The sequence below is a fragment of the Nannocystis pusilla genome, assembly GCF_026626665.1.
Classification (GTDB): domain Bacteria; phylum Myxococcota_A; class Polyangia; order Nannocystales; family Nannocystaceae; genus Nannocystis; species Nannocystis pusilla.
Window position 1 is genome coordinate 2,751,718 of record NZ_JAPNKE010000002.1, and the last position, 26,051, is coordinate 2,777,768.

At 71.1% G+C, this 26,051-nt stretch carries 18 protein-coding genes; 8 read left to right on the forward strand and 10 right to left on the reverse strand.

Annotated features, from left to right (window positions below; genetic code table 11):
* Positions 1-241: 241 nt before the first annotated feature.
* On the reverse strand, positions 242-1,315 hold the full coding sequence (locus OV079_RS11975) for a PhoH family protein (protein WP_267768365.1): 1,074 nt from the start codon (positions 1,313-1,315) through the stop codon (positions 242-244).
* Positions 1,316-1,357: 42 nt separating this feature from the next.
* Here OV079_RS11975 and mazG point away from each other — a divergent pair, with 42 nt between their 5' ends.
* From mazG to OV079_RS11995, 4 genes are all read left to right on the forward strand, one after another.
* Positions 1,358-2,281, forward strand: a complete 924-nt coding sequence (gene mazG, locus OV079_RS11980; protein WP_267768366.1) for a nucleoside triphosphate pyrophosphohydrolase — start codon at positions 1,358-1,360, stop codon at positions 2,279-2,281.
* Positions 2,282-2,524: 243 nt separating this feature from the next.
* Positions 2,525-3,112 carry a hypothetical protein gene (locus tag OV079_RS11985; protein ID WP_267768368.1) on the forward strand — a complete coding sequence of 196 codons (588 nt, stop codon included), beginning with the start codon at positions 2,525-2,527 and terminating at the stop codon, positions 3,110-3,112.
* Positions 3,113-5,009: 1,897 nt separating this feature from the next.
* A complete protein-coding gene (locus tag OV079_RS11990) occupies positions 5,010-6,938 on the forward strand; it encodes a hypothetical protein (RefSeq protein WP_267768370.1) in 1,929 nt (642 codons plus the stop codon).
* Between the two features lie 112 nt (positions 6,939-7,050).
* On the forward strand, positions 7,051-8,436 hold the full coding sequence (locus tag OV079_RS11995) for an adenylate/guanylate cyclase domain-containing protein (RefSeq protein WP_267768372.1): 1,386 nt from the start codon (positions 7,051-7,053) through the stop codon (positions 8,434-8,436).
* Between the two features lie 183 nt (positions 8,437-8,619).
* On the opposite strand, the gene gltX is transcribed toward OV079_RS11995, so the two are convergent.
* Positions 8,620-10,110 (reverse strand): glutamate--tRNA ligase, encoded by a 1,491-nt coding sequence (gene gltX / locus OV079_RS12000; protein ID WP_267768375.1) that lies wholly within the window; start codon positions 10,108-10,110, stop codon positions 8,620-8,622.
* A 56-nt stretch (positions 10,111-10,166) separates the two neighbouring features.
* Here gltX and OV079_RS12005 point away from each other — a divergent pair, with 56 nt between their 5' ends.
* The 3 genes from OV079_RS12005 (at position 10,167) to OV079_RS12015 (ending at position 13,831) form a co-directional block, all read left to right on the forward strand.
* A complete protein-coding gene (locus OV079_RS12005) occupies positions 10,167-11,000 on the forward strand; it encodes a methyl-accepting chemotaxis protein (RefSeq protein WP_267778520.1) in 834 nt (277 codons plus the stop codon).
* A 235-nt stretch (positions 11,001-11,235) separates the two neighbouring features.
* Positions 11,236-12,600 carry a hypothetical protein gene (locus OV079_RS12010; RefSeq protein WP_267768377.1) on the forward strand — a complete coding sequence of 455 codons (1,365 nt, stop codon included), beginning with the start codon at positions 11,236-11,238 and terminating at the stop codon, positions 12,598-12,600.
* A 475-nt stretch (positions 12,601-13,075) separates the two neighbouring features.
* The gene (locus tag OV079_RS12015) at positions 13,076-13,831 is read left to right on the forward strand and encodes a CPBP family intramembrane glutamic endopeptidase (RefSeq protein ID WP_267707571.1); all 756 of its coding nucleotides are present in this window, start codon (positions 13,076-13,078) and stop codon (positions 13,829-13,831) included.
* A 9-nt stretch (positions 13,832-13,840) separates the two neighbouring features.
* Here OV079_RS12015 and OV079_RS12020 read toward each other — a convergent pair whose 3' ends face one another.
* The 8 genes from OV079_RS12020 to OV079_RS12055 form a co-directional block, all read right to left on the reverse strand.
* Complete coding sequence (locus tag OV079_RS12020) at positions 13,841-14,302, reverse strand: hypothetical protein (protein WP_267768379.1); 462 nt, start codon at positions 14,300-14,302, stop codon at positions 13,841-13,843.
* On the reverse strand, positions 14,269-15,564 hold the full coding sequence (locus OV079_RS12025; protein ID WP_267768381.1) for a serine/threonine-protein kinase: 1,296 nt from the start codon (positions 15,562-15,564) through the stop codon (positions 14,269-14,271). Before OV079_RS12025 ends, OV079_RS12020 begins: the two co-directional genes overlap by 34 nt.
* A gap of 50 nt (positions 15,565-15,614) precedes the next feature.
* Positions 15,615-17,438 (reverse strand): ABC transporter substrate-binding protein, encoded by a 1,824-nt coding sequence (locus OV079_RS12030; RefSeq protein ID WP_267768384.1) that lies wholly within the window; start codon positions 17,436-17,438, stop codon positions 15,615-15,617.
* A gap of 41 nt (positions 17,439-17,479) precedes the next feature.
* Positions 17,480-18,214: a tetratricopeptide repeat protein gene (locus tag OV079_RS12035; protein WP_267768386.1), complete on the reverse strand. Its 735-nt coding sequence runs from the start codon at positions 18,212-18,214 to the stop codon at positions 17,480-17,482.
* A 112-nt stretch (positions 18,215-18,326) separates the two neighbouring features.
* Positions 18,327-20,111 (reverse strand): serine/threonine-protein kinase, encoded by a 1,785-nt coding sequence (locus OV079_RS12040; RefSeq protein ID WP_267768388.1) that lies wholly within the window; start codon positions 20,109-20,111, stop codon positions 18,327-18,329.
* A 169-nt stretch (positions 20,112-20,280) separates the two neighbouring features.
* Complete coding sequence (locus OV079_RS12045) at positions 20,281-21,189, reverse strand: hypothetical protein (RefSeq protein ID WP_267768390.1); 909 nt, start codon at positions 21,187-21,189, stop codon at positions 20,281-20,283.
* A gap of 325 nt (positions 21,190-21,514) precedes the next feature.
* Positions 21,515-22,756, reverse strand: a complete 1,242-nt coding sequence (locus OV079_RS12050) for a choice-of-anchor L domain-containing protein (RefSeq protein WP_267768392.1) — start codon at positions 22,754-22,756, stop codon at positions 21,515-21,517.
* A 171-nt stretch (positions 22,757-22,927) separates the two neighbouring features.
* Positions 22,928-24,349 (reverse strand): choice-of-anchor L domain-containing protein, encoded by a 1,422-nt coding sequence (locus OV079_RS12055; RefSeq protein WP_267768394.1) that lies wholly within the window; start codon positions 24,347-24,349, stop codon positions 22,928-22,930.
* Positions 24,350-25,463: 1,114 nt separating this feature from the next.
* On the opposite strand from OV079_RS12055, the gene OV079_RS12060 reads away from it, so the two are divergent.
* Positions 25,464-26,000: a hypothetical protein gene (locus OV079_RS12060; protein WP_267768396.1), complete on the forward strand. Its 537-nt coding sequence runs from the start codon at positions 25,464-25,466 to the stop codon at positions 25,998-26,000.
* Positions 26,001-26,051 lie beyond the last annotated feature (51 nt).

The following is a 26,051-nucleotide window of genomic DNA, read 5'->3' on the forward strand; positions in this document are numbered from 1 at the left end:
CTCGCCGCGTGTCGAGGGCCGACACGCGCGCCGGCAGACGATGACCCGCGACGGTGCGAATCAGGGACATGCCGTCCCTCGCCGCGTGTCGAGGCCGACACGCGCGCCGGCAGACAACCCCCGCGACGGTGCGAATCAGGGGACATGCCGTCCCTCGCCGCGTGTCGAGGCCGACACGCGCGCCGGCAGACGACGACCGTGACGCTGCGAAATCGGAAGGCCTCGGCGGATCCGCAGGCGCTCAGGAGCGGCCTTCGCCTGCGCCCTCGTCGTCGCCCGGGGCCTCGGCCGCGTCGCGGGGGGCCTCGGCGTCGCGGGGCCCTTCGGACGGCCGCCCGGGCTTGCCGGAGGTGGTGCGGCGGCGTTGATCCTCGCGGTCGTAGGCGAGGATGATGCGCTGGACCAGCTGGTGGCGCATCACGTCGGTGTGCGTGAAGCTGCAGAACGCGATGCCGTCGACCCCGCGGAGCACTCGCAGCGCGTGACCGAGGCCGCTGCGCTTGCCGTACGGCAGGTCGTTCTGCGTCGGGTCGCCGGTGACGACCGCGCGCGTGCCGGCGCCGATGCGCGTCAAGAACATCTTCATCTGCTCGGGCGTGGTGTTCTGCGCCTCGTCGAGGATCAGGAACGTCTCGCTGAGCGTCCGCCCGCGCATGTACGCCAGGGGTGCGATCTCGATGATGCCCTGCTCCATCATCCGCATCACCTTCTGCACGTCGAGCATGTCGTGCAGCGCGTCGTAGAGCGGGCGCATGTACGGGCTGACCTTCTCCTCCATCGTGCCTGGCAAGAAGCCCAGGCTCTCGCCGGCCTCGATCGCCGGGCGGGCGAGGATGATCCGCCGCACTCGCTTGTCGAGCAGCATGCGCACGCCCATCGCCACCGCGAGGTAGGTCTTGCCGGTGCCGGCCGGCCCGACGCCGAAGGTCAGGTCGAAGCGGCGCAGGCAATCGACGTAGTGCTTCTGCGCCAGGCTGCGCGGCGCGATCGGGCGCCCGCTGCCGCTGCGCGGGATGATCGTGTCGTCGAACAGCGAGCGCAGGTCGACCCGTGGTTCGCTCCGCATCACCTCGAGCGCGCGCGGCAGGTCGCCGGGGTGAATCGGCGTGCCGGCGCGGGCCATCGCCACCATCTGGCGGAGCAGGCGCTCGACCAGGGCGGCCGCGCCGTCGTCGCCCTCGATCGTGACGTCGCCGCCGCGGACGTGGAGCGTCACCCCCGCCGCCCGCTGCAGTTCTTCCATCGCTTGCCCCCCGACCGAGCCGAGGACGAGCTGGAGGGGGACCTGATCTTCGAAGCTGAGTCGGATGGTCACTGGGGGGTTCAGGCGTGAGCCGCCCGTGGTAATGGGCTGCCCGTGAAGCTACCACGCGACCCTTCGGAGGCAAAGCCGGACTCGCCGGCGGGCGCGGCCGAGCCCGCCGGACCCGACCACCGCGCCCTCGGCCTGCGCGACGGCCTCGACGGCCTGCGCGACCTCATGGACCGCCTGCTCGCCGACCCGGGCGGCTGCCCGTGGGACCAGGCGCAGACGCTCGACACCCTGCGGCCCTACCTCATCGAGGAGGCCTACGAGGTCCTCGACGCGCTCTCCGACCCGCAGGCGCACCGCCGCGAGCTCGGCGATCTCCTGTTCCAGATCGTCTTCCAGTCGGCCCTGCGCGAGCGCGAGGGCGCCTTCGACCTCGGCGACGTGGTCGCGGCCATCCGCGACAAGATGATCCGCCGACACCCGCACGTGTTCGCGCCGACCGCGGAGGACGCGCCGCGCGACGCCGACGACGTCGCTCGCCAGTGGTCCCAGCTCAAGCGCGCCGAGAACCTGTCTGAAGGGACAGAGCGCGGCCCGGCCCGCCCGCTCGCCGGCGTGCCGCGCTCGTTGCCGGCGCTGCAGCGGGCGTGGCGGCTGCAGGACAAGGCGGCCGCCGTCGGCTTCGACTGGCCGACGATCCAGGGCCCGGTCGACAAGATCCGCGAGGAGTGGGAAGAGCTCGAGCGAGCGCGCGCCGAGGGCGAGCCCAAGGCGATCGAGGAGGAGTTCGGCGACCTGCTGTTCGTGCTGGTGCGCTACGGCCAAAAAATGGGCATCGCCGCCGAGGACGCGCTGCGGGGCACCTGCGCCAAGTTCGAGGCGCGCTTCGCCTACGTGATGGAGCGCTGCCACGCCGCCGGCATCGAGCCCGAGGCCGCGGGGCTCGAGCGACTCGACGGCTGGTGGGACGAGGCCAAGGCGCGGGCGCGCGCCGGCGGATCGAAGTCAGATGTCCCCAAGGACAGCTAGTCTGCCGACCGCGGGAGCGCGGCGAACCGATCGGCCCGCCGCGCGTCGTCGCCGGTAGTCGCGGCCAGCGGGCGGTAGAACGAGTCCCAGGCGCGGGCGCGCGCCGGCGAAGCCGACGGGCCGGATGTCCCGAAGGACAGCCGAGTCCGCGCGGCCGCGATCACAGCCGAGCCCGCCGCGCCCTCGCCCGCGCTGGCCCGCTCCTCGCCGTCCGCTATGCTGGCAGGTAATGGCTCCCCCCAGATGAGCGCGTATCGCCGCTGCGAACCCGACGAGGAGTCGCTGGTTCCGGCCGCGCAGCGCCCGCTGGGGGAGGCCTGCGACGCCCTCCACCTCGCCCTGCTGACCCTGGAGAGCCAGGACGCCGAGGAAAACCCGGAGCGCACCGCGGCCCAGGCCCGCAGCTTCCTCGCCGAGGCCGTCAACGCGCTCAACCGCGCCCGCGTGTTCGTGCCCGGCGTCTTCAGCCACACGCCCTCGGTCATCGCCGCCAGCGAAGCCGAACCGGTGGTCGAGCTGGCCCGCCTGCATCAGATCGCCACCCGTCTGCTCTGGTACAACCACCGCTTGCTGCCGGCGCGCATGCAGGGGCCGCTGCAGCCCGAAGACGAGGCCCAGCTGGCGACGCTGGTCCGCGCCCTCGGCCGCACCGCCCGCGCCGCGCGGGCGCTGCGCCACGCCTGGATCGCCGCCGCCGCGATCCTGGCCGTCCTCCTGCCCCTGGGCCCCTTCGCGGTCGGCCTGGGCCTGGTCAGCTGCTTCGCCCTCGTGTGGCTGTTGCAGGCGGTCTCGGCCCTGCGCGGCAGCCCGGCGCTGCCCGAACGCGTCTGAGGCCGGCAGCGCCTCCTGCCGTCCCGCGAGGCGGCGCGAGCCACCGCCGCCCTGCACGTTTCCAGACCCGCAGGCCATCGCCGCCCTGTCCATTTCCCGGCCAGCAGGCCAGCCCGCTTCGCGCGAGCCTGTCGCGCCTGCCCTGCGGGACCCCTCGCGCTCGGGGGCGGCGCTCGCCGTCCCCAGCGCCGACCGCTCGAGCTCACCGCGGCGACCTCGTACACGCGACCTCGGCTCCTCGCAGCTGGCCTCCGCGCCGTGAATCCTGTCGATGGTCGCGCCAGTCGTCGCAGGTCGTCGCAGGTCGGAGCCGGACCCGCAGCTTGCCGGAATAGGTGTGTGCGACCCGTTGCCTGAGCTCGTGGCGCCCCGCGCCAGCGGCGTCGTCCCAGGCTGGAGCCGGGCCGTTGGCCTAGCTCTTGGTGCCCAGCGCCCGCAGCGTCGTCCAGGCCAGAGTCGGTCCCGCAGCTCGCTGCCGCGAGTTCGCGGCGCCGACCCCCCGCAGCATCGACCGCCGACCCGTCGTCACAAGTCGCAGCCGCACTCGCAGTTCCCCGCCTGGCACGCGCCGAGCCGCTTCGATGCCCGCCGCCACCCTGAGCTCGCGGCGCCGACTCCCGCAGCGCGGCTCGCCGACAGCGTCGGCGCAGGTCGGAGCAGGACCCGCAGCGCCTCCCGTTCCGCTAGCTCGTCGAGCCCACGGCGCCGACGCGACAGCGGCTCCGCTTCCGTCGTAGCGATCTCGTCGCGGTCCTGGGCGCTCCGCTCTCCCTCGACGGCGCCCCTGCAGATCTCGCTCGCAGCCTGTCCCGCGCTGCGCGTCCGCCGCGGCGTTTCGCGTCCCTCGCCGGTCCGGCATGAGACCTGTCCCGAAGGACATCCCGAAGTTCGGCCCCTGCCCTCGCGGCCGCGGCGCACCTCGGAGCTGCCGCGGACGTCTGCGTGGCCCTGTGCCCATGATTTTTGCCGTCCGCGCTCACGGCGGCGCCCCCTCGCCATCAGCCTCGAGATGTCTTTTACGACATGTCTCAAAGACCACACAACGCCCCATGCGGCGAGACTTCACTGCCCGTCACGGCCTCACGACTGCGGCAATTCATGTCCATTCGAACATGTCTTTAAGAACACACGCGAGCGCCGCCTGACTAGCTTCATCCGCGTCGTCCGATGCCCGCCCCCTCGTTGCAGCCCGCAACCTCGCGCCTTGCTCCCGCGTCACCAGGTCATCCCTTTGCCCCCAGCCCCGCCTCTCGCTCGGCCTGCGACGCTCGCGCCTGCTCACGCCCTGCAAGGGCCATTTCAGTTCCACGACCGACCCGCCTCTCGCTGCTACCCGCGACGCTCGCGCCTGCTCACGCCCTGCAAGACCCGCCTCTCGCTGCGGCCTGCGACGCTCGCGCCTGCTCACGCCCTGCAAGGGCCATTTCTCGTTCCACGACCGACCCGCCTCTCGCTGGTGCCCGCGACGCTCGCCGCACTGCTCGCGCTCCGCGGCCAGCTTCCGCCTGATTCACACTCCTGCGGGCATCCCCAGGGCGCTCCACCTCGACCTCGAGCAGCTGCGGGCCGAGGTCGACGGGGTGCCGGAACAGTTGCTCGCCGGGCCCCCTCTTGCCTCACGAGCGCCCCGCGCACCGTCAGCGCGACTCGCACGACCGATCTCTCGACCGCCGCGCGCCACCTCACATGTCCCCGAGGACAGACCCCTCCGATCGGGAGCGCGCCCGCGAACAAGCGCCGCCGAGCGTGCGGCTTCCGGCGAGACGCGTCGGAGCTCGCAGGGCCGGCCGGCCGGCCCGGGTAGGCGCGACTCGGAGCGGGGCCGACAGGCGCGTGACGCAGGGCAAGCGCCCTGGTCTCCCGCGCTCGCCGGCCCAGGCAGTAGCGTCGGCCTCTGATGTCGACCCGGCTCGCTCCTGCCCTCGTCCTCGTCCTCCTCTCCGCCTGCGGCGACAACACTTCCACGTCCACCGACGGCGGCAGCGCGACCAGCTCGGGCACCACCTCGACCAGCACTTCCGGACATGTCCCCACGACCAGCAGCCCCGCCGACCCGAGCACCGGCGCCTCGGACTCGCTGAGCGGCACCGGCCCGACCACCGGCGACACCGTCACGCCCACCACCGGCGGCGACACCACGACCGCCACCACCGGCGGCGACACCACCAGCCCGGCCACCGCCACCGAGACCACCACCGACGCCACCGCCACCACCGACGCCACGAGCACGACCGCCACCACCGACGCCACCACCGGCGACACCACGCTCGACACCACCACCATGACCACCGGCACGCCGGGCTGCGAGGACGTGGCGGACTGCCCGGCCGAGGCGTCCGAGTGCCACGCTCCTGCCTGCCAGGCGGGCGTCTGCGACGAGGTCGCCCTGCTGCCCGGGGCGCCGTGCGCGACGGGCGTGTGCGACGGCGACGGCACCTGCGTCGAGTGCGTCCTCGAAGAAAACTGTCCCATGGGCCAGCTCTGCATCGCCCAGCAGTGCGTCCCGCCGACCTGCGACGACGGAGCCGAGAACGGCATGGAGACCGACGTCGACTGCGGCGGCCCCGTCTGCGCCCCGTGCAGCCCCGGGGGCGCCTGCGAGCAAGACAGCGACTGCCAGAGCGGCGTCTGCACCGGCGGCGTCTGCCAGGCCGCGACCTGCGACGACGGCGTCGAGAACGGCGGCGAGTCCGACGTCGACTGCGGCGGCGCCGACTGTCCGCCGTGCGGCCCGGGCGACGCCTGCGACGACGACCTCGACTGCGCGAGCCAGGTCTGCACCCTTCAGGTCTGCCAGGCCCCGACCTGCGACGACGCCGAACAGAACGGCCAGGAGACCGACGTCGACTGCGGCGGCCCCACCTGTCCCAAGTGCCAGGACGGTGACAGCTGCCAGAGCGGCACCGACTGCGACAGCGGCGTCTGCACCGGCCAGGTCTGCCAGCCGCCGACCTGCAACGACAACGTCCACAACGGCCAGGAGACCGACGTCGACTGCGGCGGCCCCACCTGTCCCAAGTGCCAGACCGGCGAGGACTGCCTGGTCGACGCCGACTGCGACACCGGCGCCTGCGAGAACGGCCAGTGCGTCGACCCCCTGCCCGCCTGCGCCTCCGCCCCGGCCGATCCGGCCACCGGCCAGCGCTGCCCGCTGTTCATGCCCTGCGCCAGCAACAGCGAGTGCGGCGTGTTCCAGGGCTGCCAGCAATGGTTCTGCAACCCGAGCAAGACCTGCGAGCTCAACGCGCTCAGCAACTGCGGCACCACCAAGGGCGGCAACTGCAACGCCGGCGTGATGTTCCAGCAGACCGACGACCCGCCGGTCGACAAGCGGTTCCTCCCGCCCGACAACGTCAATTTCCGCGAGGTCGCGACCCTCGCCTTCACCGTCTACAACAACACCGCCAGCGCCCTGCGGCTCGACAAGGTCCCGCTCATGATCGAGTTCATGGGGGGCGGCAGCCAGTTCGACGTCTCGTCGGCCAAGATCTACCAGGACGACAGCAGCCCCGAGCACAGCGGCGGCGACCAGCTCGTCCACCTCACCGCGAACCCATTCTCGTTCCCGGCCAACGGCGTGCTCGGCCCGGCCGCCGGCAGCTTCTTCTCGCAGGTCAACGCCGGCCAGTCGAAGCGCTTCATCGTCACCCTCGCCTTCGCCAAGGAGAAGACCTACATCGCCGGCCGCTCCTACCGCGTCAAGCTGGTGAACCCGTCGGGCGTCACGTTCAAGGTCGGCTTCAACGGCCCCGACTACGTCGGCACCAATTGCGGCGTCCCACCCGAGGGCTTCATCGGCGCCTGGGTGACCGCGCAGAACCCCTGACGCCCACATTCGGGGCAAGAACGCACATGTCCCCGAGGACATCTCGTGACCCGCGCCGCGCGCAGCGGACTGAGCCTCGCCAGCCCCGCCCCGGCGCGGTAGTCTGGGACGCGTGCCGGAGCGCGTCTACGACCCCGCGTTGACGAAGGCGCACCTCAGCAACCGCTTCGCGCTCACCCTCGTCCATTACTTCTGCGAGCGCTTCGGCGAGGACGTCGCCGACCGGATCGTCGAGGGCGCCGGGCTCAGCCTCGAGTATCTGCAGGACCCCGAGCGGTGGACCTCGGTCGAGTTCGACCGCCGCTTCTGCGATGCCGCCGCCCGCCTGCTGTGCGGCCTCGACACGTCGCCGGGCTACGACCACCCGCTGTGGCTGCACTGGCGCGACGCCTCGGCGTCGATGATGCAGCGCCAGGACATGGGCCCGATGTGGCTGCTCCTGTGGGCGCTGCAGGGCCCCGGCGAGTTCTTCGGCGACATCGAGCGCATGTACACCCGCGGCAACCGGATCACCCGGATGCAGCTCGTCGACCGCCGCCACGGGGCCGCCCGCGTGCGCGCGGTGATGGACCACGAGATCGCCGACCGCCCCGGCGCCTGCTGGAGCCGCCGCGGCTTCTTCGCGGCCATCCCGACCATCTGGAGCCTCCCGCCGGCGCAGGTCGAGCACCGCGAGTGCATCCACCTCGACCCGGCGGTGCGCCACTGCTGCTACGACATCTACTACGACGAGCGCGTCGTCGACGACCCTGCCGCCGAGCTGCAGCGCCTGCGCGCCTACGTGCGCGCCACCCTGCCCGACCTGCTGCGCCGCCTCGACGCCTCCGCGCTCGAGCGCCGCGACGCCGAGCTGACCCAGCGCAAGCTCGCCAACTACTTGCCGGCCCACGTCATCGAGGCCATCCGCATCAACCCCGAGGAGGAGGTCCGGGTCGGCGGGCGGCTCACCGAGGGCGCGGTGCTGTTCGCCGACGTCAAGGACTTCACGCGCCGCTGCAGCGAGCTCGGGGCCGGCGAGGTGGTCCGCCAGCTCAACCGCTACTTCGAGCACATGGACGCCGTCATCCTCGCCCACGGCGGCATCATCGACAAGCGGCTCGGCGACGGCATCATGGTCGTCTTCATCGACCCGCGCGGCCTCCGGCCGGTCGGCGAGCTCGCGGTCGCGGCCGTGCGCTGCGGCCTGGCGATGCTCGCCGAGCTGCCGGCCTGCAACGCCGCCATCGTCGCCGACGGCGGCCGCCCGCTCGAGCTGCGGATCGGCGTCGCCGCCGGCCCGCTGGTCCACGGCAACATGGGCTCGCCCGCCCGCCTCGAGCACACCGTCATCGGCGAGACGGTCAACCTCGCCGCCCGCCTCGAGGCCGCCGCCACCCCGGGCCGCCTGCTGACCCAGCCGGGCTTCCTTCAGAACATGTCCCTCGGGTCATCATGCGAACATCGCGTGATCTACGCCAAGGGCTTCGGCGAGGTCCCCGCGGTCGAGCTGACGCCCTGAGCCGCGCGCCGCCGAGCCGAGCGTGTCCCGCCGACGCGGCCCGGGCATGCTCCTGCGCGCAGGGGCGAATGGGCGTGCTCGACGAACGCGACGGGCATGCCCCTTGGCACATGCCCCGAGAGCCATGCTCTTTCGCGCATGCTCCGGCGGACATGCCCCTCGGGACATGCCCGCCGGGCCCGCTCAGGCCTTCTGCGTGCGCAGCAGCGCCACGACGTCGCGGATCCGCAGGCGGCAGCGGTCCTTGCCGCACAGCGCCATCGTGTCGAACAGCGACGGGGAGGCGGTGCGGCCGGTGACGGCCACGCGCAGCAGCATGAACAGGTCCTTGTTCTTCCAGCCGTTGCGCTCGCAGAAGCCGCGGGCGAACGCGTCGAGGGCCGGCGCCGTGAAGGCGCGGGCCTCGGGGTCGCGCTCGATGTCCTGGGCGAACGCCTCGAGCGTGGTCGCGACCTCGGCGGGCGTGCGGTCCTTGACCTTGAGCTTGTCGAGCACCGGCCCGTAGTCGAGGCTGCCGCCGAAGAAGAACGACAGGTACGGGATGAAGTCGTCGAGCCGGTTGACCCGCTCCTGCGCCTGGGCGAGCAGCGGCAGCAGGCGCGCGCGCGACAGCGTGCGCTCCATCAGGCGGTCGTAGAGCGTGTCGACCGCCATCGCGCGGATGTCGGCGCCGTCGAACGCCTCGAGCTTCTTCTGGTCGAACACCGGCCCGCCGGCGCTGACGCGCGACCAGTCGAAGTGCGCGATCATCTCGTCGACCGTGAAGCGCTCGCGGTCGTCGCCCATGCTGTAGCCGAGGTTGGCCATGAAGTTCAGCATGGTCTCGGGCAGGTAGCCGAGGTCGCGGTAGTGGAACACCGAGACCGGGTTCTTGCGCTTCGACAGCTTCGACTTGTCCTCGTTGCGCAGGAGGCCGAGGTGGAAGAACTCGGGCGCCTCCCAGCCGAAGGCCTTGTAGAGCAGCACGTGCTTGGGCGTCGACGTGATCCACTCCTCGCCGCGGATCACGTGGGTGATGCCCATGTCGTGGTCGTCGACCACGTTGGCCAGGTGGTAGGTCGGGAAGCCGTCCGACTTGAACAGCACCTGGTCGTCGATCAGCCGGTTCTCGAACCGGACCTCGCCGCGCAGGTGGTCGACGAACACGGTCTCGCCGTCGTCCGGCACGCGCAAACGGACCACGTGCGCCTCGCCGGCCGCCATCCGCGCCGCGGCCTCCGCGGGCGAAAGCGAGCGGCAGTGACCGTCGTAGCCGAGCGTCGACTGCTTGGCCGCGATCTGGTCGCGGCGCAGCTGGTCGAGCCGCTCCTTCGTGCAGAAGCACGGGTACGCCTCGCCCTTCTCGACCAGCTTCTGGATCTCCCGCCGGTACAGCGGCAGGCGCTCCGACTGGCGGTAGGGGCCGTGCGGGCCGCCTTTGTCGGGGCCCTCGTCCCACTCGAGGCCGAGCCAGCGCAGCGCCTCGAAGATGGCCGCTTCGCTGCCGGCGGTGTAGCGCTCCTGATCGGTGTCCTCGATCCGGAGGATGAACTTCCCGCCGTGCTTGCGGGCGAACACGTAGTTGAACAGGGCGATGTAGGCCGTGCCGACGTGCGGGTCGCCGGTCGGACTGGGGGCGATCCGCACGCGCGGAGGCAGGCGCCCAGGCGGCCGCGCGCCGTCTTGTCCGGTCATGACCGGCTCCTACCACGGGGGCGCCGGGCCCAGTACACTGCGGGCACGTGAGCGAAATGACGACGGAGACCCAGATCTTCAACGCGGTGTGGTCGGTGATTCGGCGCCGCATCCTCGACCGGGGGGTCTCGGCCACCGAGCTGTGCGACAACGTGATTCGCCGGCTCGGTCGCCTGCACCGCGTCGAGGGCCGCCTGCGCGCGGGCGACACCGTCCTCGACCAGGACAACACGCTGCTGCCGCTGCTCGCCCGGGCCACGAGCCTCGGCATCACGCTCTACCACGGCAACCGCCGGATCGCCTCGACGTCGGCCCTGGGCGTCGGCAAGCCCGGCGAAATCGGCGGCTACGCCGACGCCAAGCTGGTCGACGTCGTGCTGCGCAAGCGCGAGATCTTCAAGGGCTCGCTGAAGCGCAACGGCCTCGTCTATCTCGTCACCGCCCGCCCGCTCTACCCCACCACCTCGCCCGACGAGACGGCGCCGATCGGCATGATCGAGGCCTTCCAGTCGGAGCAATCCTTCTACGAGTCGCTGGTCGCGGCGGCGCGGATCGGCGTCGAGCAGCGCACGGCGGCCCAGGAGGAGGCCGCCGACGGCATGGAAGGCGTGATCCATTTCCTCGACGACGTCGCGCGCAGGCTGCAACTGCTGGCGCTCAACGGCAACATCATCGCCGCTCAGGCGGGCGAGTACGGCCGCGCGTTCCGCGTCGTCTGCCGCGAGCTCGGGACGCTCGCCGATCGGGCCAAGGGCACCGTCACCGACGTTCGCAAGCTGATGCAGACGATGGGCCTCGAGGCCGGCGAGGGCCACGGCGAAGAGTTCGGGCGAGCGCGGGGGAGCGGCGCTGCGGGCACCAGCGAGGGCGATCCGCCGCTTTCCGTGTGACCCGGACGACCTGTCCCATGGGCCTGGGCCCAAAGGACTCCCGGTTCAAACCGGAGAATTCACGGCACTCGCAGCCCTTTCAGCCCATCTTGCGAGCGGGCGGCCTTGCGACCATCGGCCGTGACGGGCCCGCACGGGCGGGGCCATGCCCGGCAAAATCCTCCAATTGGGCTTGTACTTCCAAATCCGGGCATGCTACGTCACTGGCCCAGCGGCCCAGGTCCGGAGATAAGCCATGGACCAGATCTTCGAGAGCCATTTCGGTGGCAACCAGAGCTCGAACGGCGGCGAAACTGAGGCCTACTGCCCCAAGTGTCGCGCCGATACCACGCACGTCATCCTCGAGAGCTACGGCGACGAAATCCGCCGCGTTCAGTGCGGCGTCTGCGGTGATATTCACTCCTTCAAGCCTCCGCGGGGCCGGGACGACGAGAGCCCGGAGCCGCTGAGCGTGTCCCGGCGCAAGAGTATGAAGAAATTGTCCTGGCTCGACGGGGTCCACACGTACGACGTGAATAACGCCGTTCGGTACAGCCCCAAGGCGCTTCTCCAGCTCCATCAGATCGTCGTTCACCCCACCTTCGGCGTCGGCTACGTCAGCGAGCTGATGGGCGATAACAAGGCGGAGGTGATGTTCCGCAGCGATCTGACGCGCCTCCTGGTCCACGGCCGCGGCGAGTCCGCCGACGAGCGCCGGGGCGAGCGGGTCTCCGGGGAGGAAGTCCGCCAACTGCTCGGCCTCGAGATGGGCCCCTCGCCCGAGGAGATCGCCGCCCAGCGCGAGCGCCGCCAGGCCGAAGAAGACGCCGAAAAGCGAGCCGCTGCCGAGCAACGCAAGGTCCTGGAGGCCCAGCGCCGCGAGGAAGAACGCCTCCGCCGCGAGTCCGAGCGCGACCGCAAGCGCAAGGAGAAGGAAGACGAGAAGCGCCGCAAGGAAGAGGACCGCGAGCGCGTGAAGCTCGAAAAGGAGCAGGCCCGCAACGCCGCCAAGCAGGCCAAGGAAGACGAGAAGCGCCGCAAGGAAGAGGAGCGCACCCGGGCCGCCGAGCAGAAGCGCCTCGACGCCGAGCAGAAGAAGCAAGACGCGATCACGGCCAAGGAGACCGCCAAGCGCGAGGCCGAGGAGCGCAAGAAGGCCCAGGAGGCCGAGAAGGCCAAGAAGGTCCTCGAGAAGGAAGCCGGCCGCAAGGCGAAGGAAGCCGAGAAGGCGAAGAAGGCCAAAGACGCCGAAAAGGCCAAGGAGAAGGCGAAGAAGGTCAAGGACGCCGAGAAGGCGAAGAAGGCCAAGGACGCCGAAAAGGCCAAGAAGCAGAAGGCCCCGGCGAAGAAGCCCGTCGCCAAGAAGCCCGCGGCAAAGAAGCCCCTGGCCAAGAAGCCCGCCGCCAAGAAGCCCGCCGCCAAGAAGCCGGCCGCCAAGAAGCCGGTCGTCAAGAAGGCCGCCACCAAGAAGCCGGCCGCGAAGAAGCCGGCCGCAAAGAAGCCCCTGGCCAAGAGCCGGCCGCAAAGAAGCCCCCTGGCCAAGAAGCCCGCGGCGAAGAAGCCGGCCGCCAAGAAGCCCGCGCCCAAAAAGCCGGTGAAGAAGCCCGGCAAGCGCAAGTAGCCGCTGCGCGCCCACGACTCCGAGCCCCGGTCGACCACCGGGGCTCGTTTCGTTGGTCGCTGCGGCCTCCACTCTCGGGCTGCATCGGCGCGACCGCGATTGGTGGCATGAGGCCCGATTCATCGGATCGACGGCCGCCCAATCGCGCAGCCTCGATTCACCGCGGCGATCGATTTGGCCCCGCGACAACGGGGAATCACCGCAGTCTCGAATCGACCGATTCGTCCTGCCGTGATTCCCCCTCACCGTCGCCCAAAACCTGCGGCGCCCGCCCGACGGGGATCTCGGCGAGCGGGCACGGACTCGCGCACGAGCGACGCCCCCTGCGCCCGCCCCGCGGCTCACACGCCGGCGCGCCTCGCCGCCTCACGGCCTCGCGGCGCGCCCGGCGGCCCCCTCCGGCCTCCCCTTCCGATGGGGTCGTTTTGGCCGATTGCTTGGCGGCTGACGCCGGCTCGCGCAGGCTTGGCAGCGCATGGCCCGTGCACAGCCGCCTCGGCCGCCGCCGCCTCGCGCGCGGAGCGCCTTCTGGGAGCACTTCTCGGCGCGGATCGATCCGTTCACCAGCGCGGTCCTCGTGTTCCCGCTGCTGCTCGTCTATCAGCTCGGGATCCTCGGCTCCGGCGGCCTCGGCCTCAACGGCGTCGACTTCGTCACCAAGGCGCTGATCGAGCTGTGCGCCCGCGACCTCGGCAACTACATGGCCGCGCTCGGGGCCGGCCTCCTCGGCTACGCCGCGATCCTCGTCATCCTGCGCAGCTACGGCCGCTTCAGCCCGCAGCGCTTCGTGCCGATGCTGGTCGAGTCCGGCTTTTACGCCTCGACCATGGGCACCCTCATCCTGCTCGTGATCCATCGCTTCGCCGAGCTCGTGCCCGGCCTCGCGGTCGCGGCCCGCACCAGCGTCGCCGACATCGCCGTCATCTCGGCCGGCGCGGGCCTCCACGAGGAGCTCATCTTCCGCGTCCTCGGCATGGGCGGCATCGGCTTCCTGCTGTCGGGTCTGACCGGCCGGCGGCGCGCGTGGCTCGGCGCGCTGGTGCTGTCGTCGCTGATCTTCAGCCTCGCGCACCACGTCGGCCCCGCCGGCGAGCCCTTCACCTACGCCGCGTTCGTCTACCGCACCCTCGCCGGCGTGTTCTTCGCCCTCGTCTATCAATTGCGCGGCTTCGCCGTGGCCGCCTGGACGCACGCCCTCTACGACGTCTACGTGCTCAGCCTGCACGGCTGACGCGCGCTGTCACTTCTTGCTGGTCGGCAGGAAGATCGAGCTCCCGCTGTTCTTGGCGGGCAGCTTGAACCTGTCGTCGGGCTTCGACTCTGCCTTCGCGGCCGGCTTGCCCTCGCCGGTCTTCGGCCGCGGCTTCGCCTTGGGGCGCGGCTCCTCGACGACCTCCGCCTCGCCCGCCTTCGGCCCGGCCTGGATGCGAGCGAGGGCCGCCCGCGCCTCCGCGTTGCCGCCGTCGAGCGCCAGCACGTCGCGGTAGGCCTTCTCGGCCGCGCCCTTGTCGCCCGCCTGCTCGAACTGACGCGCCACCTGCAAGCCGATGAGCACCGCGATCTTGCGCTCCTGCGCCGACGCCCGGCTCTCGCCGTTCGGCACCGTGTGCAGCTGGTAGCGGACCGCCTCGAGCTCCTGGCGGGCCTTGCCGAAGTCGCCGTCGAGGATCAATGCGTCGACCTGATCGAGGCGCGCCGCCACCCTCGCCGCCTCGAGGCCGTCCTCCTCGCTGGCGTTGGCGGCCTTGCCTCCCCGCCGAACATCAACACCGCCGCCACCACCGCTGCCAGCGCGCCGGCTCCCATCACGATCCACCGCGTCGAACTGCCGCGCCGCTCGGTCGGCATCGCCGCGGTGATCGACGGGCCCTCGGCCTCGCCGCCCTGCTGGGCCAGGTCGGCCGCGCTGACGCTGCGGCTCACCACCGCCGACTGCCGGCGCTTGCGCGACATCGGCTTCATCGACCCCGACGGCAGCTCGCGCCCGATCAGGCTCGACGACGGCGCCACGTCGGGGACCATCGCCAGCGTCGACGCGGTCGCGCTCGGGTCGGCGCCCTCGGCGAGCGGCAGGCGGAACAGGTGCGACGGCACGCAGGCGACCAGCGCCTCGGTCAGCGCGTTGGCGTCGATCGGCCGCGCCTCGGGATCCTTGGCGATGCAGCGATCGATGAGCTGCGCCAGCTCGGGCGGCACCTCGTTGCCGGGCGGCAGCTTGACCGCCAGCGGCGCCGGCTGCTCGTGGACTTGCTTGTAAAGCAGCGCCTGATTGTTGTCGGCCACGAACGGCGGCGCGCCTGCCAGCATGCGATAGAACAGCAGACCGCACGCGTACACATCGACGCGCTCGTCGAGCGCCTCGCCGCGGACCTGCTCCGGCGCCATGTAGTTGGCGGTGCCGAGCACCTGCTCGGTGGTGATGTCGCGTTGTTCGCCCTCGACCAGCTTGGCCATGCCGAAGTCGAGCAGCTTGACGAAGTTGGCCCGGCCCTTGCGGGTGATGAGCATGATGTTCGCGGGCTTGATGTCGCGGTGCATCAGCCCGCGGCCGTGCGCGTAGCCGAGGGCCTTGAGGATCTGCGCCGCGATCGGCACGAACTCCGCCAGCGACAGGTAGCCCTTGCGGTTCAAAAAGCTCAGCAGCGGCTCGCCCGACAGGTACTCCATCACGAGGTACGGCGCGCCGTTCGCGTGCCCGTGCCCCAGGACTTCGACGATGTTCGGATGCTGGATCGCACTGAGGCGCTCGACCTCGCGATCGAAGCGGGCGCTGGCCTCGGACTCGCCGGCCAGATGTCCGGCGAGGAACTTGATCACGACCTCGCGGCGCTGCTCGAGGTCGTGGGCCAGATAGACCACGCCGACACCGCCGCGGGCGATCAGGCGATCGATCTCATACTTGCCGCCGATCCGCGCCCCGGGAGCCGGATCGAGGGTCGTGCGCGAGCGAATGGGTTCGACCACGGAAGCCTCAGCTTCCGACTATACCCCGACAGGGGGAGCGGCGGTGCGCTCTACGGGAGATCCACCCACATGCCCTCATGGCTGGGCGCGGGATCCAACACGTACATGCGTTTGGGGTCCAGCACCCCTACGCCCGGCATGCCCATGTCCTCGTCGATCCCCCAACCCAGCAGGTTCACGCGGACCTCGCCCGTCGTCAGGTCGAAGTCGAGCGCACCGCTGACGCCCTTGAGGTCCACCGTCCCGCCGTCGACGAGGATGTCGCGGGCCTTCTTGATGAAGGTGAGCGACAGGCCCATCACCTCGCCGAAGCTGACCATCGTGCCCTGGTCTTTGTCGGCCAGCTTGGCGATCGCCGCGGCCACGTTCTTGCCGGTGATGGGTTCGCCCTCGGGCACGCCGGCCATCGCCAGCATCAGCACCATCGCCCCGTCGTAGCTCAGCGACGCGGCCGTGATCGGGGCCTGGTCGTTGAAGCGGATCTTGTAGCGGATGTTGAAGTTGTTGAAGTTGGCCTCATCGAAGATGATCGGCGCGACGCCCTCGGTGATCTGCGTGAGCACCGGCTTGAGCGGCCCCGGGGCCTTGGCGATGAGATCGGGCAAGGCCGCCACGACCCCGTGCGAGACGACGAAGCGCGGCAGCGGCGGGTCGGGGTTCTCGGCCGACCACGCGTTCATGAAGCCGAGGATGATGTCGATCGCCTCGGTCGTGCCGATGATGCCGATCGTGTCCGGGTGCTCGCCAGGCGCGCCCCAGGCGTTGGCGATCACGGTCCCGTACATCTGCAGCAGCTCGGTCTGCGTCAGGCCGACCGGGTTCGGGTACTCGTGGTTCGAGATGTCGAGCATCGGGTCGTTCATCTCGAGGCGGAGCGTCGCGTCCTCGTGCAGCGAGGTGCCGTAGGCGTCGCTCTTGTAGAGCAGCGCGACCTTCTGCGGCGCCGGCGTGAGCTGCGGGATGCGGTCGGCGAACGCGTTGGCCTGGTACACGTCGCTCGGGATCGTGCGCCACACCAGGCCGTCGTCCGCGAGGTCCGTGATCTCCTTGGCCGAGGCCGTCGGCGAGATGAGCAGCGTCCCGCTGGCCTTGGCCTGGTCGGCCAGGTGCAGCACCAGCTCGCTGAAGATCGGCCCGACCACCACCGGCGCGCCGATCGTCTCGCTGAGGTGGGTGAGCGACGCGGTCGCCTTGGTCGCCGAGCCGGCGTCGTCGCAGCCGATCCACGCGATCTTGAACCCGCCGGGCAGGTCGGTGTTGGCGTTGAAGTCCTCGACCGCGAGCTGGACCGCGTTCTGCAGCGGCACCACCAGCGCGTCGAACGGCGGCGAGGTCGCCATGATCGAGCCGACGAACACGACGTTGTCGCTCGGCTTGTCGCTCGGCCAGTGGAAGGTCTGACACTCGTCGGTCAGCGCCGACACGCACACGCCGGCCTTGCCGCACACGTGCTCCTCGCCGAGCGCCGCGACGCACTCGCTGTGGACCGTGCACGCCACCTGCCCGCCGGTCGTCGTCGTCTCGGTGTCGCTCTCGGCCGTCGTGCTGGTCGTGGTCGTGCTCGTGGTCGTGCCCGTGAGCGCGTCGGTCTCAGTCTCGCCGGTGGTCGTGGTGATGGACGGCTCGGTGGTCGAGGTGGTCGGCAGCGACGTCGTCGGGCTGGTGCCCGGATCGCCGCTGGTCGTGTCGTCACCGCCCGGCACGCACTTGTTGCCCGGCCCGCACACGTAGCCGTTGCCCGCGCCGGCGCAGTCGTCGTCGATCTTGCAGTCGGCGAACTCGGTGATCGCGGTACATGCCCCGAGGGCCAGGCCGCACGCGAGCCCGGCGAGCCCCAGCGGCAACGTGCGAAGCGAAACAGGCGCGGTGAACACGGGCGACCTCCTGCGTAGGCGAAGCGAAAGAGTGGGTGCGATCAGAAACGGGCGACCAGGCCGGCGCCGGTCGGCAGGACGCGGCGCTGGGCCACGGTCGAGGACTTGCCCTTGCTGATGCCGACGGCCAACAGGGCCACGCCGGTGAGCGCGAGCACGGCGCCGCCGATGATCAGCACGTCGGTGGCGACGGCCAGCCGCTGGCCGCCCTGCACGAGGTCCTGGCGCGCCGCGTAGTCGTGGGTGGCGTCGAGCTGGTTCTGCTTGGACAGGGTCAGGCCGCCGAGCACGCCGCCGATGATCAGCGCCCCGCCGCCGACCCCGAGCAGGCCGGCGCCGGTCAGCTTCATCTTCCGCCACTTCGGATCCGGCGCGGCGGGCTTCACCGGCGCCGGCTCGGGCTTGGGCCCCTCGACCACCGGGGCGGGCGGCGGCGCGGCCTCGGCCGGCTTCTCGCCCGGGTCGGTCTCCTGCAGGATGCCCTTCAGCACCCGCAGCCGCTGCAGCGCCAGGTCGCGCGCCTCGATCTCGACCCCCGGCTCCTTGACGAAGCGCTGGTAGTAGTCGACCGCCGAGCGAATGTCGCCCTTCTCCTCGTAGACGCGGCCGATGTTGAACAGGTAGTTCGGGACCTTGTCGATCGCGTACGCCTCCTCGAACAGGCGCACCGCCGCGTCGTAGTCCCGGGCGTTGAAGCGCTCGATCGCCTGCGCGCTCAGGTCGGCCGCCGACGGCTGGGTCGCCGCCTGCTCCTTGGAACCTGTCGCAGAGGACATGGCCGCGAGGACCTGTCCCTGCGTTCCGGGACGACCCCGGCGACCAGCGAGCCCGCCAGCGCCGCCGCGACCCCACGTTGCGCACCGCCACGGACTGGAGCGCGATCTCGCATCACTTGTTGCCTCCGACAGGTAGGAAGATACCGCCGTCGTCCTTCTTCGCGACCGGCAAGAACGGGTCCTTGGCCGGCGCCGGCGCGGGCTGTTTCGCCCCCGCGGGCTCGGGCTCGGGCGTCGGCGCGGGCGCGGGCGTGCCGGCAGACTCCGGACCCTTGCTGCCCGGCCTGGCGCCGGCGGGGCGGGTCTTGCCGGCGCCGGGCCGCCCCTGCCCGCTCGGCTCCGGCTCGGGCGGCGGCGGCGGCTCGCTCGCCGCGGTCAGGCGGGCGATCGAGCTGTTCGCCTCGGCGTTGCCGGCCTCGATGGCGAGGATGTCGCGGTAGGCGCTGAGGGCCGCCTCGACGTTGCCCTCCTTCTCGAGCCGCTGGGCGAGCCCGAGCGTGCTGGCGACCGCGATCCGGGTCAGGCTCGCCTCGGCGCGGCGCTTCAGCGTCGGGTACGCCTCGAGGTCGCGGGCCATGCCGTCGAGGTGGCGGCGAGCCTTGTCGAACTCGCCGCCGAGGACCTCGCGCTCGACCTGATCGAGCTGGGCGGCCATGCGCTTCTCTTCGGTCACGCCGGTGCCGACCACCGGGGTCGTCGTGCTCCCGCCGTTCCACAGCGCCGCCGTGGCCACGCCGCCGAGCAGCACCGCCACGACCGCGCCGCCGATCAGCACCCAGCTGCGCGCGCCCGAGTCGGGCTCGGGCGCGACGATGGTGGTGGCGAAGCCGCCGCTCGCCTGCGACGGCGGGATCGTCGGCATCGGCAGCGCCCGCGTGCGCCCGCTGCCGCGGGTCCGGTACGGCGCGGTGCGCAGCAGGTCGGAGGTCGGCGTGGCGACGATGCTGCCGGTCGAGTGCGACGTCGCGGCCACGCCCTCGGCCACCGGCAGGTGGAACATCGACGCCGGGCACGAATCGATCATCGCCTCGACCATCTCGTTGGCGTCGGCCGGGCGCTCGTCGACCTGCTTGGCCAGGCAGCGATGGACCAGGGCGATGAGGTCTTCGGGCACGCCGTGGTTCGGCGGCAGGACGTCGCCGAGCAGCGGCGGGGCCTGGTGGACGTGCTTGTACAACAGCGCCGCGTTGCCCTCGCCCTCGAACGGCAGGCGCCCCGCGAGCATGTAGTAGAACAGGACGCCGAGCGCGTAGACGTCGACCCGCACGTCGAGCGTCTCGCCGCGGATCTGCTCGGGCGCGATGTAATTCGCGGTGCCGACGATCTGCTCGGCCGTCACCTCGCGCTCGCCCTCGACCAGCTTGGCCATGCCGAAGTCGAGGATCTTGACGTAGTTGGCGCGGCCCTTGCGGACCATCAGCATGATGTTGCTGGGCTTGAGGTCGCGGTGCATCAGCCCGCGCGAGTGGGCGTAGCCGATGCCCTTCAAGATCTGGGCGGCGATCGGCACGAACTCCTCGACCGTCAGCCGACCCTTGCGCGCGAGGTAGTCGCTGAGCAGCTCGCCCGCGAGGTACTCCATCACCAGGTAGGCGACGCCGTTCTCGTGGCCGCAGTCGTGCAGCGCGACGATGTTGGCGTGCTGCAGCTCGCCGAGCCGCTGGCCCTCGCGCTCGAAGCGGGCGATGGCCTCGGCGTTGTCGATCCAGTTGGGCGCGAGCACCTTGACGACGACGTCTCGCTCGCCGCCGTCGAGCGCCACCTGCCGCGCCAGGTACACCAGGCCGATGCCGCCGCGCGCGAGCAATCGGGTGATGTGGTACTTGCCGGCGATGGTCGCCCCGATGAGAGGATCGACCGGTTCACGGGTGGCGCGAGGCTGTCGCCGGGTCGTCATAAAGCGCTTGTCACGAAGGGCCCGGCGCAGCAGCGCCGCCGCAGCCTTCACGGTTCACTATATCCGCGCGGCCCCTCGCTGTCGCGTCACAGTTCCGATCGGCGGACGTCTCCAGATTCGCGCCGCGCGGCCGCGCCGCATGTCCCCGGGGCAAAGCCGGCCGGCCGAACTAATCACAACTGGCGCCATTGCTGAGACAGTCCTGGAAGTTGCAGCGACAGCGGACCTGACCGCCCTGCGGCAGGTCGGTGGTCCAGCCGTCTTTGAGACAGTCCTGAAAGTTGCAACGCGTGGTCGCCGTCCCGAGGCCCGGGATGTCGGTGCTCCAGCCGTCCTTGGGGCAATTGTTGAAGCTGCAGCGCGTGCTGGCGCTCTGGCCGTCCGGCAGCTCGGTGCGCCAGCCGTCCTTGAAGCAGTCGCCGAAGCTGCAGGTCGTGCGAGCGCTCTTGCCACCGGGGAAGTCGGCGACCCAACCTTCCTTGAGACAATTGCCGAAGTTGCAGCGGACCCGCACGTCGCCGTCGGGCGTGTTCACGGTCCAGCCGTCCTTGGCACGACTGCCGAAGTTGCAGCGCCCGGCCGCGAACACCGAGGCCGCGACGTAACTGGCGCCGCGAGCGGCCACGGTCGCCTCTTCCTTGGCCCGCGCGGCCTCCTCCTGCGCGCGCCTGGCCTCCTCCTCGCGCGCGCGCTTGAGCTCCGCCTCCTCGTGCTTGCGGTAGGCGACCAGATCTTTCTGCACGCCGGGCCACTTCAGGCGGGCGGCGTCGCCGCCGGCGCGCTTGAGACAGTCGCCGGTGAAGCCGATCGCGGCGTCGCCCGGGACCTTGGACCGCAGCTTGGGACACGCGGCCACGAACGCGGCGTCGGCCTCCGGCCCCTGGAGTGAGTCGAGCGCGCGCAGCAGCTCGAAGCTCGGCGCCTGCTGCATCGCCGCGTCGAGGTAGCCGGCCGCCTCGCGCGACAGCACCGCCAGGTCGACCTTGCCGCTCGCGGCCGCCTGCGAGCCCGCGAGCGCGCGGACCTTGTCGGTGAACGCGATCGCGGCGGCCTGGCGATCACCTGTCCCGGCGGACACCTCGCCGCGCGCGGCGTCGAGCTCGGCCAGCAGCGCCTGCTCGCGCCGCTCGGCCTCGGCCGCCGCCTGCTGCTGTTGCTGCTCGTCCTTCTGCCGCTGGGCCGCGGAGGCCCGCTCGCGCGCCGCCGCCTGCTCCGGCGTCTCGGCCTGCGGCTGCGGCTGGCCCCGAACAGCGCCCCGAACTGGGCGCAGGCGACGAGGTGGAGCACGACAGGAAAAAGACGACCGCGACGCGACGCATGCGCCCGCACGGTACAGTCACACCCCGCAGGTCGTAAAGCGGCATCCGCGCGCGCGGACGACCGCGAGCCGGCGCGGGGCCTCGCTACTGCGGCGCGATCCCGCAGCCGAGGGCCTCGTTCGGCCGGCAACCCTCGCAGTCCCACGCCCAGTTATCGAGGATCGCCGTGGTGTCGTAGAACGAGTCGCCCATGTCGAACACCGCGAAGGTCAGCGAGAAGGTCTCGCCCGGCTTCACGCCGCCGGTGGCCCGGTACCAGCCGGTCGCGCCGCCGTCGCGGATGTAGCCGGTGCCCGCGAGGTGCTCGTCCTGTCCGTCGCAGGCGGGGTCGTCCGCGGCACACTCGCCGGCGAAGTCGACCGGCCACAGCGACGACACCGTGAGCGGCTGGCCGGCGACGAACACGACGTTGCCCGTGTAGCTCTCGGAGGCCTGCCAGACGACGAAGATGTCGTTGTACGCGGTGTCGACGAACTCGGGGAACTCGGCCGAGAAGAACGCGAAGTCGAAGCGATAGCCGCGGGCGTCGGCGATCTGCCCGGCGGCCTTGGCCGGCGCGGTGAGCTCGAAGCCGAACCAGACCTTGTCCTCGGCGTCGCCCCCGCCGCTCTGCCACTGGCCGAAGATCGTGTTCGAGCAGTCGTTCGCCCCGTCGCAGTCGACGTGGCCGTCCGACCCGGGGCTGCCCTTGGCCGGCTGCATCGGCGGCGGCATCGCGTCGCTGTCCCACGGGTCGCCGAACGCGACGTCGTTGTAGACGTCGCCGTCCTCGACGATCACCGCGCCGTCCGGATCGGGCGGCGGCAACAGGCCCGAGCTGATGAGCAGCACCTTGTCCCCCTCGCGCGCGCCCCAGAACGGCCCGCCGGTGTCCGGGTCGACGAAGCTGCCGTACGAGCGCGCGACCTGCCAGGCCCGCTTGCCCTGCAGCTCCGGCGCGGCGTTCATGGCGAAGTTGCCCGCCGGGACCGCGTTGCCCGTCGACCACGGCTCGCCGCGCGACCCATAGTCGAGCCCGAGCGCGTGCAGCGGCTCGTCGGAGCCGGCGTCGCACGGCAGGTGCACCTGCGCCAAGGGACAGACGGCTCCCTCGGTGTCGCCGCCCGTCTCGCCGTCGGTGGTGGCGACCGTCACCTCGCCGGTCGGCTCGCCGCCCTCGGTCGCACCGCCGTGGCCCGACTCACCGTGCGTGCCGGTCGCGTCGCTGCCGGCTGTATCGCCGGTGTCCGCGTCCCCGCCCGACTCCACCCCGCCCCAACCGTTGCACGCGGCGCCGATCAGCGCGAGCGCGCCGAGCCGAGTCCATCGTCCGCTGAATCCAAGCATGGTCCGTCCTCGGTAAGTCAGGGGTAATGCGACCGTGAGGTCCCACCCCGTATGTAGCAGAGCCCTTCCGCGGCGCGAGGACGGGAGCGCGCGGTGCGACGGACCCCGGAGACATGCCCCGGGGTCCGTGCTTCGAATCTCATTTCGGGCCGCGTCGCGACCCGTCGTGACTCACTGCGGCGCGATCCCGCAGTCGTCGACCTCGTTGGGGATGCACCCCTCGCAGTCCCACGACCAGTTGTCGAGGATCGCGGTGGTGTCGTAGGTCGAGTCGCCCATGTCGAAGATGGCGAAGGTCAGCGAGAAGGTCTCGCCGGGCTTCACGCCGCCGGTCGCCTTGTACCAGCCGGTCGCGCCGCCGTCGGAGATGTAGCCGGTGCCCTGCAGGTGCGGGTCGCTACCCTGGCAGTTCGGGTCGAGGAACTCGCACTCGCCCTGGAAGTCGATCGGCCACAGCGCCGTGACGGTGAGCGGCTGACCGTTGATGAAGGTGACGTTGCCGGTGTAGTCCTCCGACGACTGCCACACGACGAAGATGTCGTTGTAGTCGGTGTTGACCCACTCCGGGAACTCGGCCGAGAAGTAGGCGAAGTCGAAGGTGTAGCCGTTGGCGTCGGCGATCTGGCCGTTGGAGATCGCCGGGGCGGTCACCTCGAAGCCGAACCACATCTTGTCCTCGGCGTCGCCGCCGCCGAGCGCCCACTGATCCGCGATGGTGTTCGAGCAGTCGTTGACGCCGTCGCAGTTGGTGAAGCCCATCGGATCGGGGCTGCCGTTCACCGCGGTCATCGGCGGGGGCATCGTGTCCGAGTCCCACTGGCCGCCGAACGCGACGTCGTTGAACACGTCGCCGTCGGGCACGATCACCGCGCCCTGGGGGTTCGGCGCCGGCAGCAGGCCCGAGCTGATGAGCAGCACCTTGTCACCCTCGCGCGAGCCCCAGAACGGCGCGTTGGTGTTCGGGTCGATGAAGGTGCCGTACGACTTGGCGACCTGCCACGGCTTCATGCCCAGCATCGGCGGCGCGGCCTGGAAGGTCGCGTTGGCGACCGTCACCGCGTTCTGGTTGTTCGTCCACTGCCCGCCCAGCGTCGTGCAGTTGAGGCCGATCGCGTGCAGCGCGTCGTCCGAGTCGGCGTCACACGGCAGGTGCATCTGCGCCAGCGGACACTCCTCGTCCGACGTGTCGTTGGTGTCGTTCGTGTCGTTCGTGTCGTTCGTGGTGCTGGTGCTGGTATCGGTGGTGGTCGTCGTGGTGTCGACGCCCTCGGTCGTGGTCGAGGTGGCCTCGGTGGTCGTGCCGGGCTCGGTCGACGTGCCGGGCTCGGTCGACGTGCTGGTGTTGCCCTCGGTCCCGTCGGTGGTGGTGCCCGGCCCCGTGGTGGTGGTCTCGCCCTCGGAGTCGGAGTTCGAGCCCGCGGTCGTCGACGTGGGCAGGGTGTCGCTTTCGCTGTTGGAGTTCGAACCCTGGGTGGTCGTCCCCGGCCCGTCGGTGTCGGTCGAAGTCGCGGTCTCGCCCGCGCTGGCGGTGATGCCGCCATCCACGCTGTCACCGCATGCGCCGAGCAGGACCAGGACGCTCAGTCCCGTCACACGCCAATCACTGTTCATCGTCATCGTCGGATCCTTCGCGAGAAAAGTCGGGACCTTGTGGGTCGAGCTCGCTTCTATCAGAGACCCGCGCGCCACTGCTAGCGCGTTTCCACACGTCGAGCGCGCCGCAGGATTCGACGACTCGTGGACATGCGTCCTGCGATATGACCGAAAGGACAGCTTCGAGCGGAGCCCTCGGTCACGACGCGGCGGACCCCACGTTCCAGGTGCGAGCGAGGGAAGGCTTGCTCGTCGGCGTCCACGATCCTCGCGCCACACGTGAGACGCGAGGACGTGGACCCATCCGGATCGCGGTCGAACTCGACGGCGACACGCTCGATCCATGGATGACTCCGGTTCAATACCACAGCCTCCGCGTCGACCGTCACCGCATCGGCGGGCGGCCCGACCGCCACCAGCCTCAGGTGTTCGCGGTCGAAGTTCGATCGTTCGTGTCGCGCTCGCAAGGTTCGCAGCTCGGGTCGAATTGCCTCCAGTAGGACCCCCGTCGCGCACCTGGATCGCCTCCTTAGGAGCGCGGGGCTCGGCGCTTCGAGCTCGGCGAAGATGTCCGCGAGTTCATGTCGGAAGTCGGGGGCGATCGGCCGCGGGCAGCTCGGGCTCGGCGCTGGCGGCCTGTCGCAGGCGATCGCGCAGCGGCCCGAGCGACTGCGGCCCGAATCCGCCGCATCGCCCGTGCCACGTCGAGGTTCGATCGGCGCAGCGTGGAGCCGCATCACCAGGACCCGCACCGCCCCGGAGGTCGACGCGGATCGCGTCGGGCTCCAGCGCGAACACCGAAGGCGACCTGCGGGCGCTCGTCGTCCTTCGTCGACGAGAACCGCCGCGTCGACTCCGGATCGAGGCTCCCGGCGATGCATGCCGTCGGCGAAGACGGCGATGACGACCTCGTTCGAGTCGGCATCGAGCGCGCACTTCACCAGCTCGCGGGAGCACGCGATCGGCCCGGCGAACGGACGCACCAGGCCCGCGAGCACCTCGTCGACGATGCCCTCCGCGGGCGCCGTGCTGCGGCGATGATGCCGCGCCCGCGAAGGGCTCGACAAGATCCGGACCCGCGTGGCAAAAGCGGGTCCTCCAGGCTCCGGCGCGCATGACCGCTCTCCGCCCCCGCCTCCGCGATCGGCTGTGTGTCGCCGCCTTCATCCTTCTGTGGATCGCGCCGACCGCCTACCACGGCCTGTGGCGGGCCCCGCTCCCGGGCGAGCCGGCGCTGCTGCACGACTGGCACGACGTCGCCTGCCTGTTCCCCAACCGGCCCAAGGTGTGGAACATCTACTTCGTCGAGGTGCAGCGGTCCGGGCGCCGCGACTGGGAGCAGCTCGACGAGACCCTCGACTTCGGCATGGAGCCGTTCGGGCACCGCACGCGGCTGCACCGCTTCCTCGTCGCCTGGGGCGTGAACCGCGACGCCGGTCGGCGCGAGGTCGCCGACTACCTCGTCGCCAGCGATCGCGGGCGGCACCCTGAGCTGCCGCCGATCGTCGCCCTGCGGTTCGTCTGGACCGGCTTCGTCCCCAAGCCCGACGACATGGCCCAGGGCGCCTGGAAGCGGCCGCCGCTGTCCCAGGTGCCGCGGCACGAGCGGCGCGTCCTGTCCGTCCACGACTACCCGGAGCGCGCGCCATGAGCCTCCTCGCGCGCGCGCGCCGGCTGGGAGCGCTTCTGGTACGAGCCGGTC

Excerpts from the sequence above, each read along its gene's own strand:
- OV079_RS11985 (WP_267768368.1), top strand. The coding sequence starts at position 2,525 with ATGAGCGCGTATCGCCGCTGCGAACCCGACGAGGAGTCGCTGGTTCCG.
- OV079_RS11990 (WP_267768370.1), top strand. The coding sequence starts at position 5,010 with ATGTCGACCCGGCTCGCTCCTGCCCTCGTCCTCGTCCTCCTCTCCGCC.
- gltX (WP_267768375.1), bottom strand. The coding sequence starts at position 10,110 with ATGACCGGACAAGACGGCGCGCGGCCGCCTGGGCGCCTGCCTCCGCGC.
- OV079_RS12005 (WP_267778520.1), top strand. The coding sequence starts at position 10,167 with ATGACGACGGAGACCCAGATCTTCAACGCGGTGTGGTCGGTGATTCGG.
- OV079_RS12010 (WP_267768377.1), top strand. The coding sequence starts at position 11,236 with ATGGACCAGATCTTCGAGAGCCATTTCGGTGGCAACCAGAGCTCGAAC.
- OV079_RS12015 (WP_267707571.1), top strand. The coding sequence starts at position 13,076 with ATGGCCCGTGCACAGCCGCCTCGGCCGCCGCCGCCTCGCGCGCGGAGC.
- OV079_RS12035 (WP_267768386.1), bottom strand. The coding sequence starts at position 18,214 with ATGTCCTCTGCGACAGGTTCCAAGGAGCAGGCGGCGACCCAGCCGTCG.
- OV079_RS12040 (WP_267768388.1), bottom strand. The coding sequence starts at position 20,111 with ATGACGACCCGGCGACAGCCTCGCGCCACCCGTGAACCGGTCGATCCT.
- OV079_RS12050 (WP_267768392.1), bottom strand. The coding sequence starts at position 22,756 with ATGCTTGGATTCAGCGGACGATGGACTCGGCTCGGCGCGCTCGCGCTG.
- OV079_RS12060 (WP_267768396.1), top strand. The coding sequence starts at position 25,464 with ATGACCGCTCTCCGCCCCCGCCTCCGCGATCGGCTGTGTGTCGCCGCC.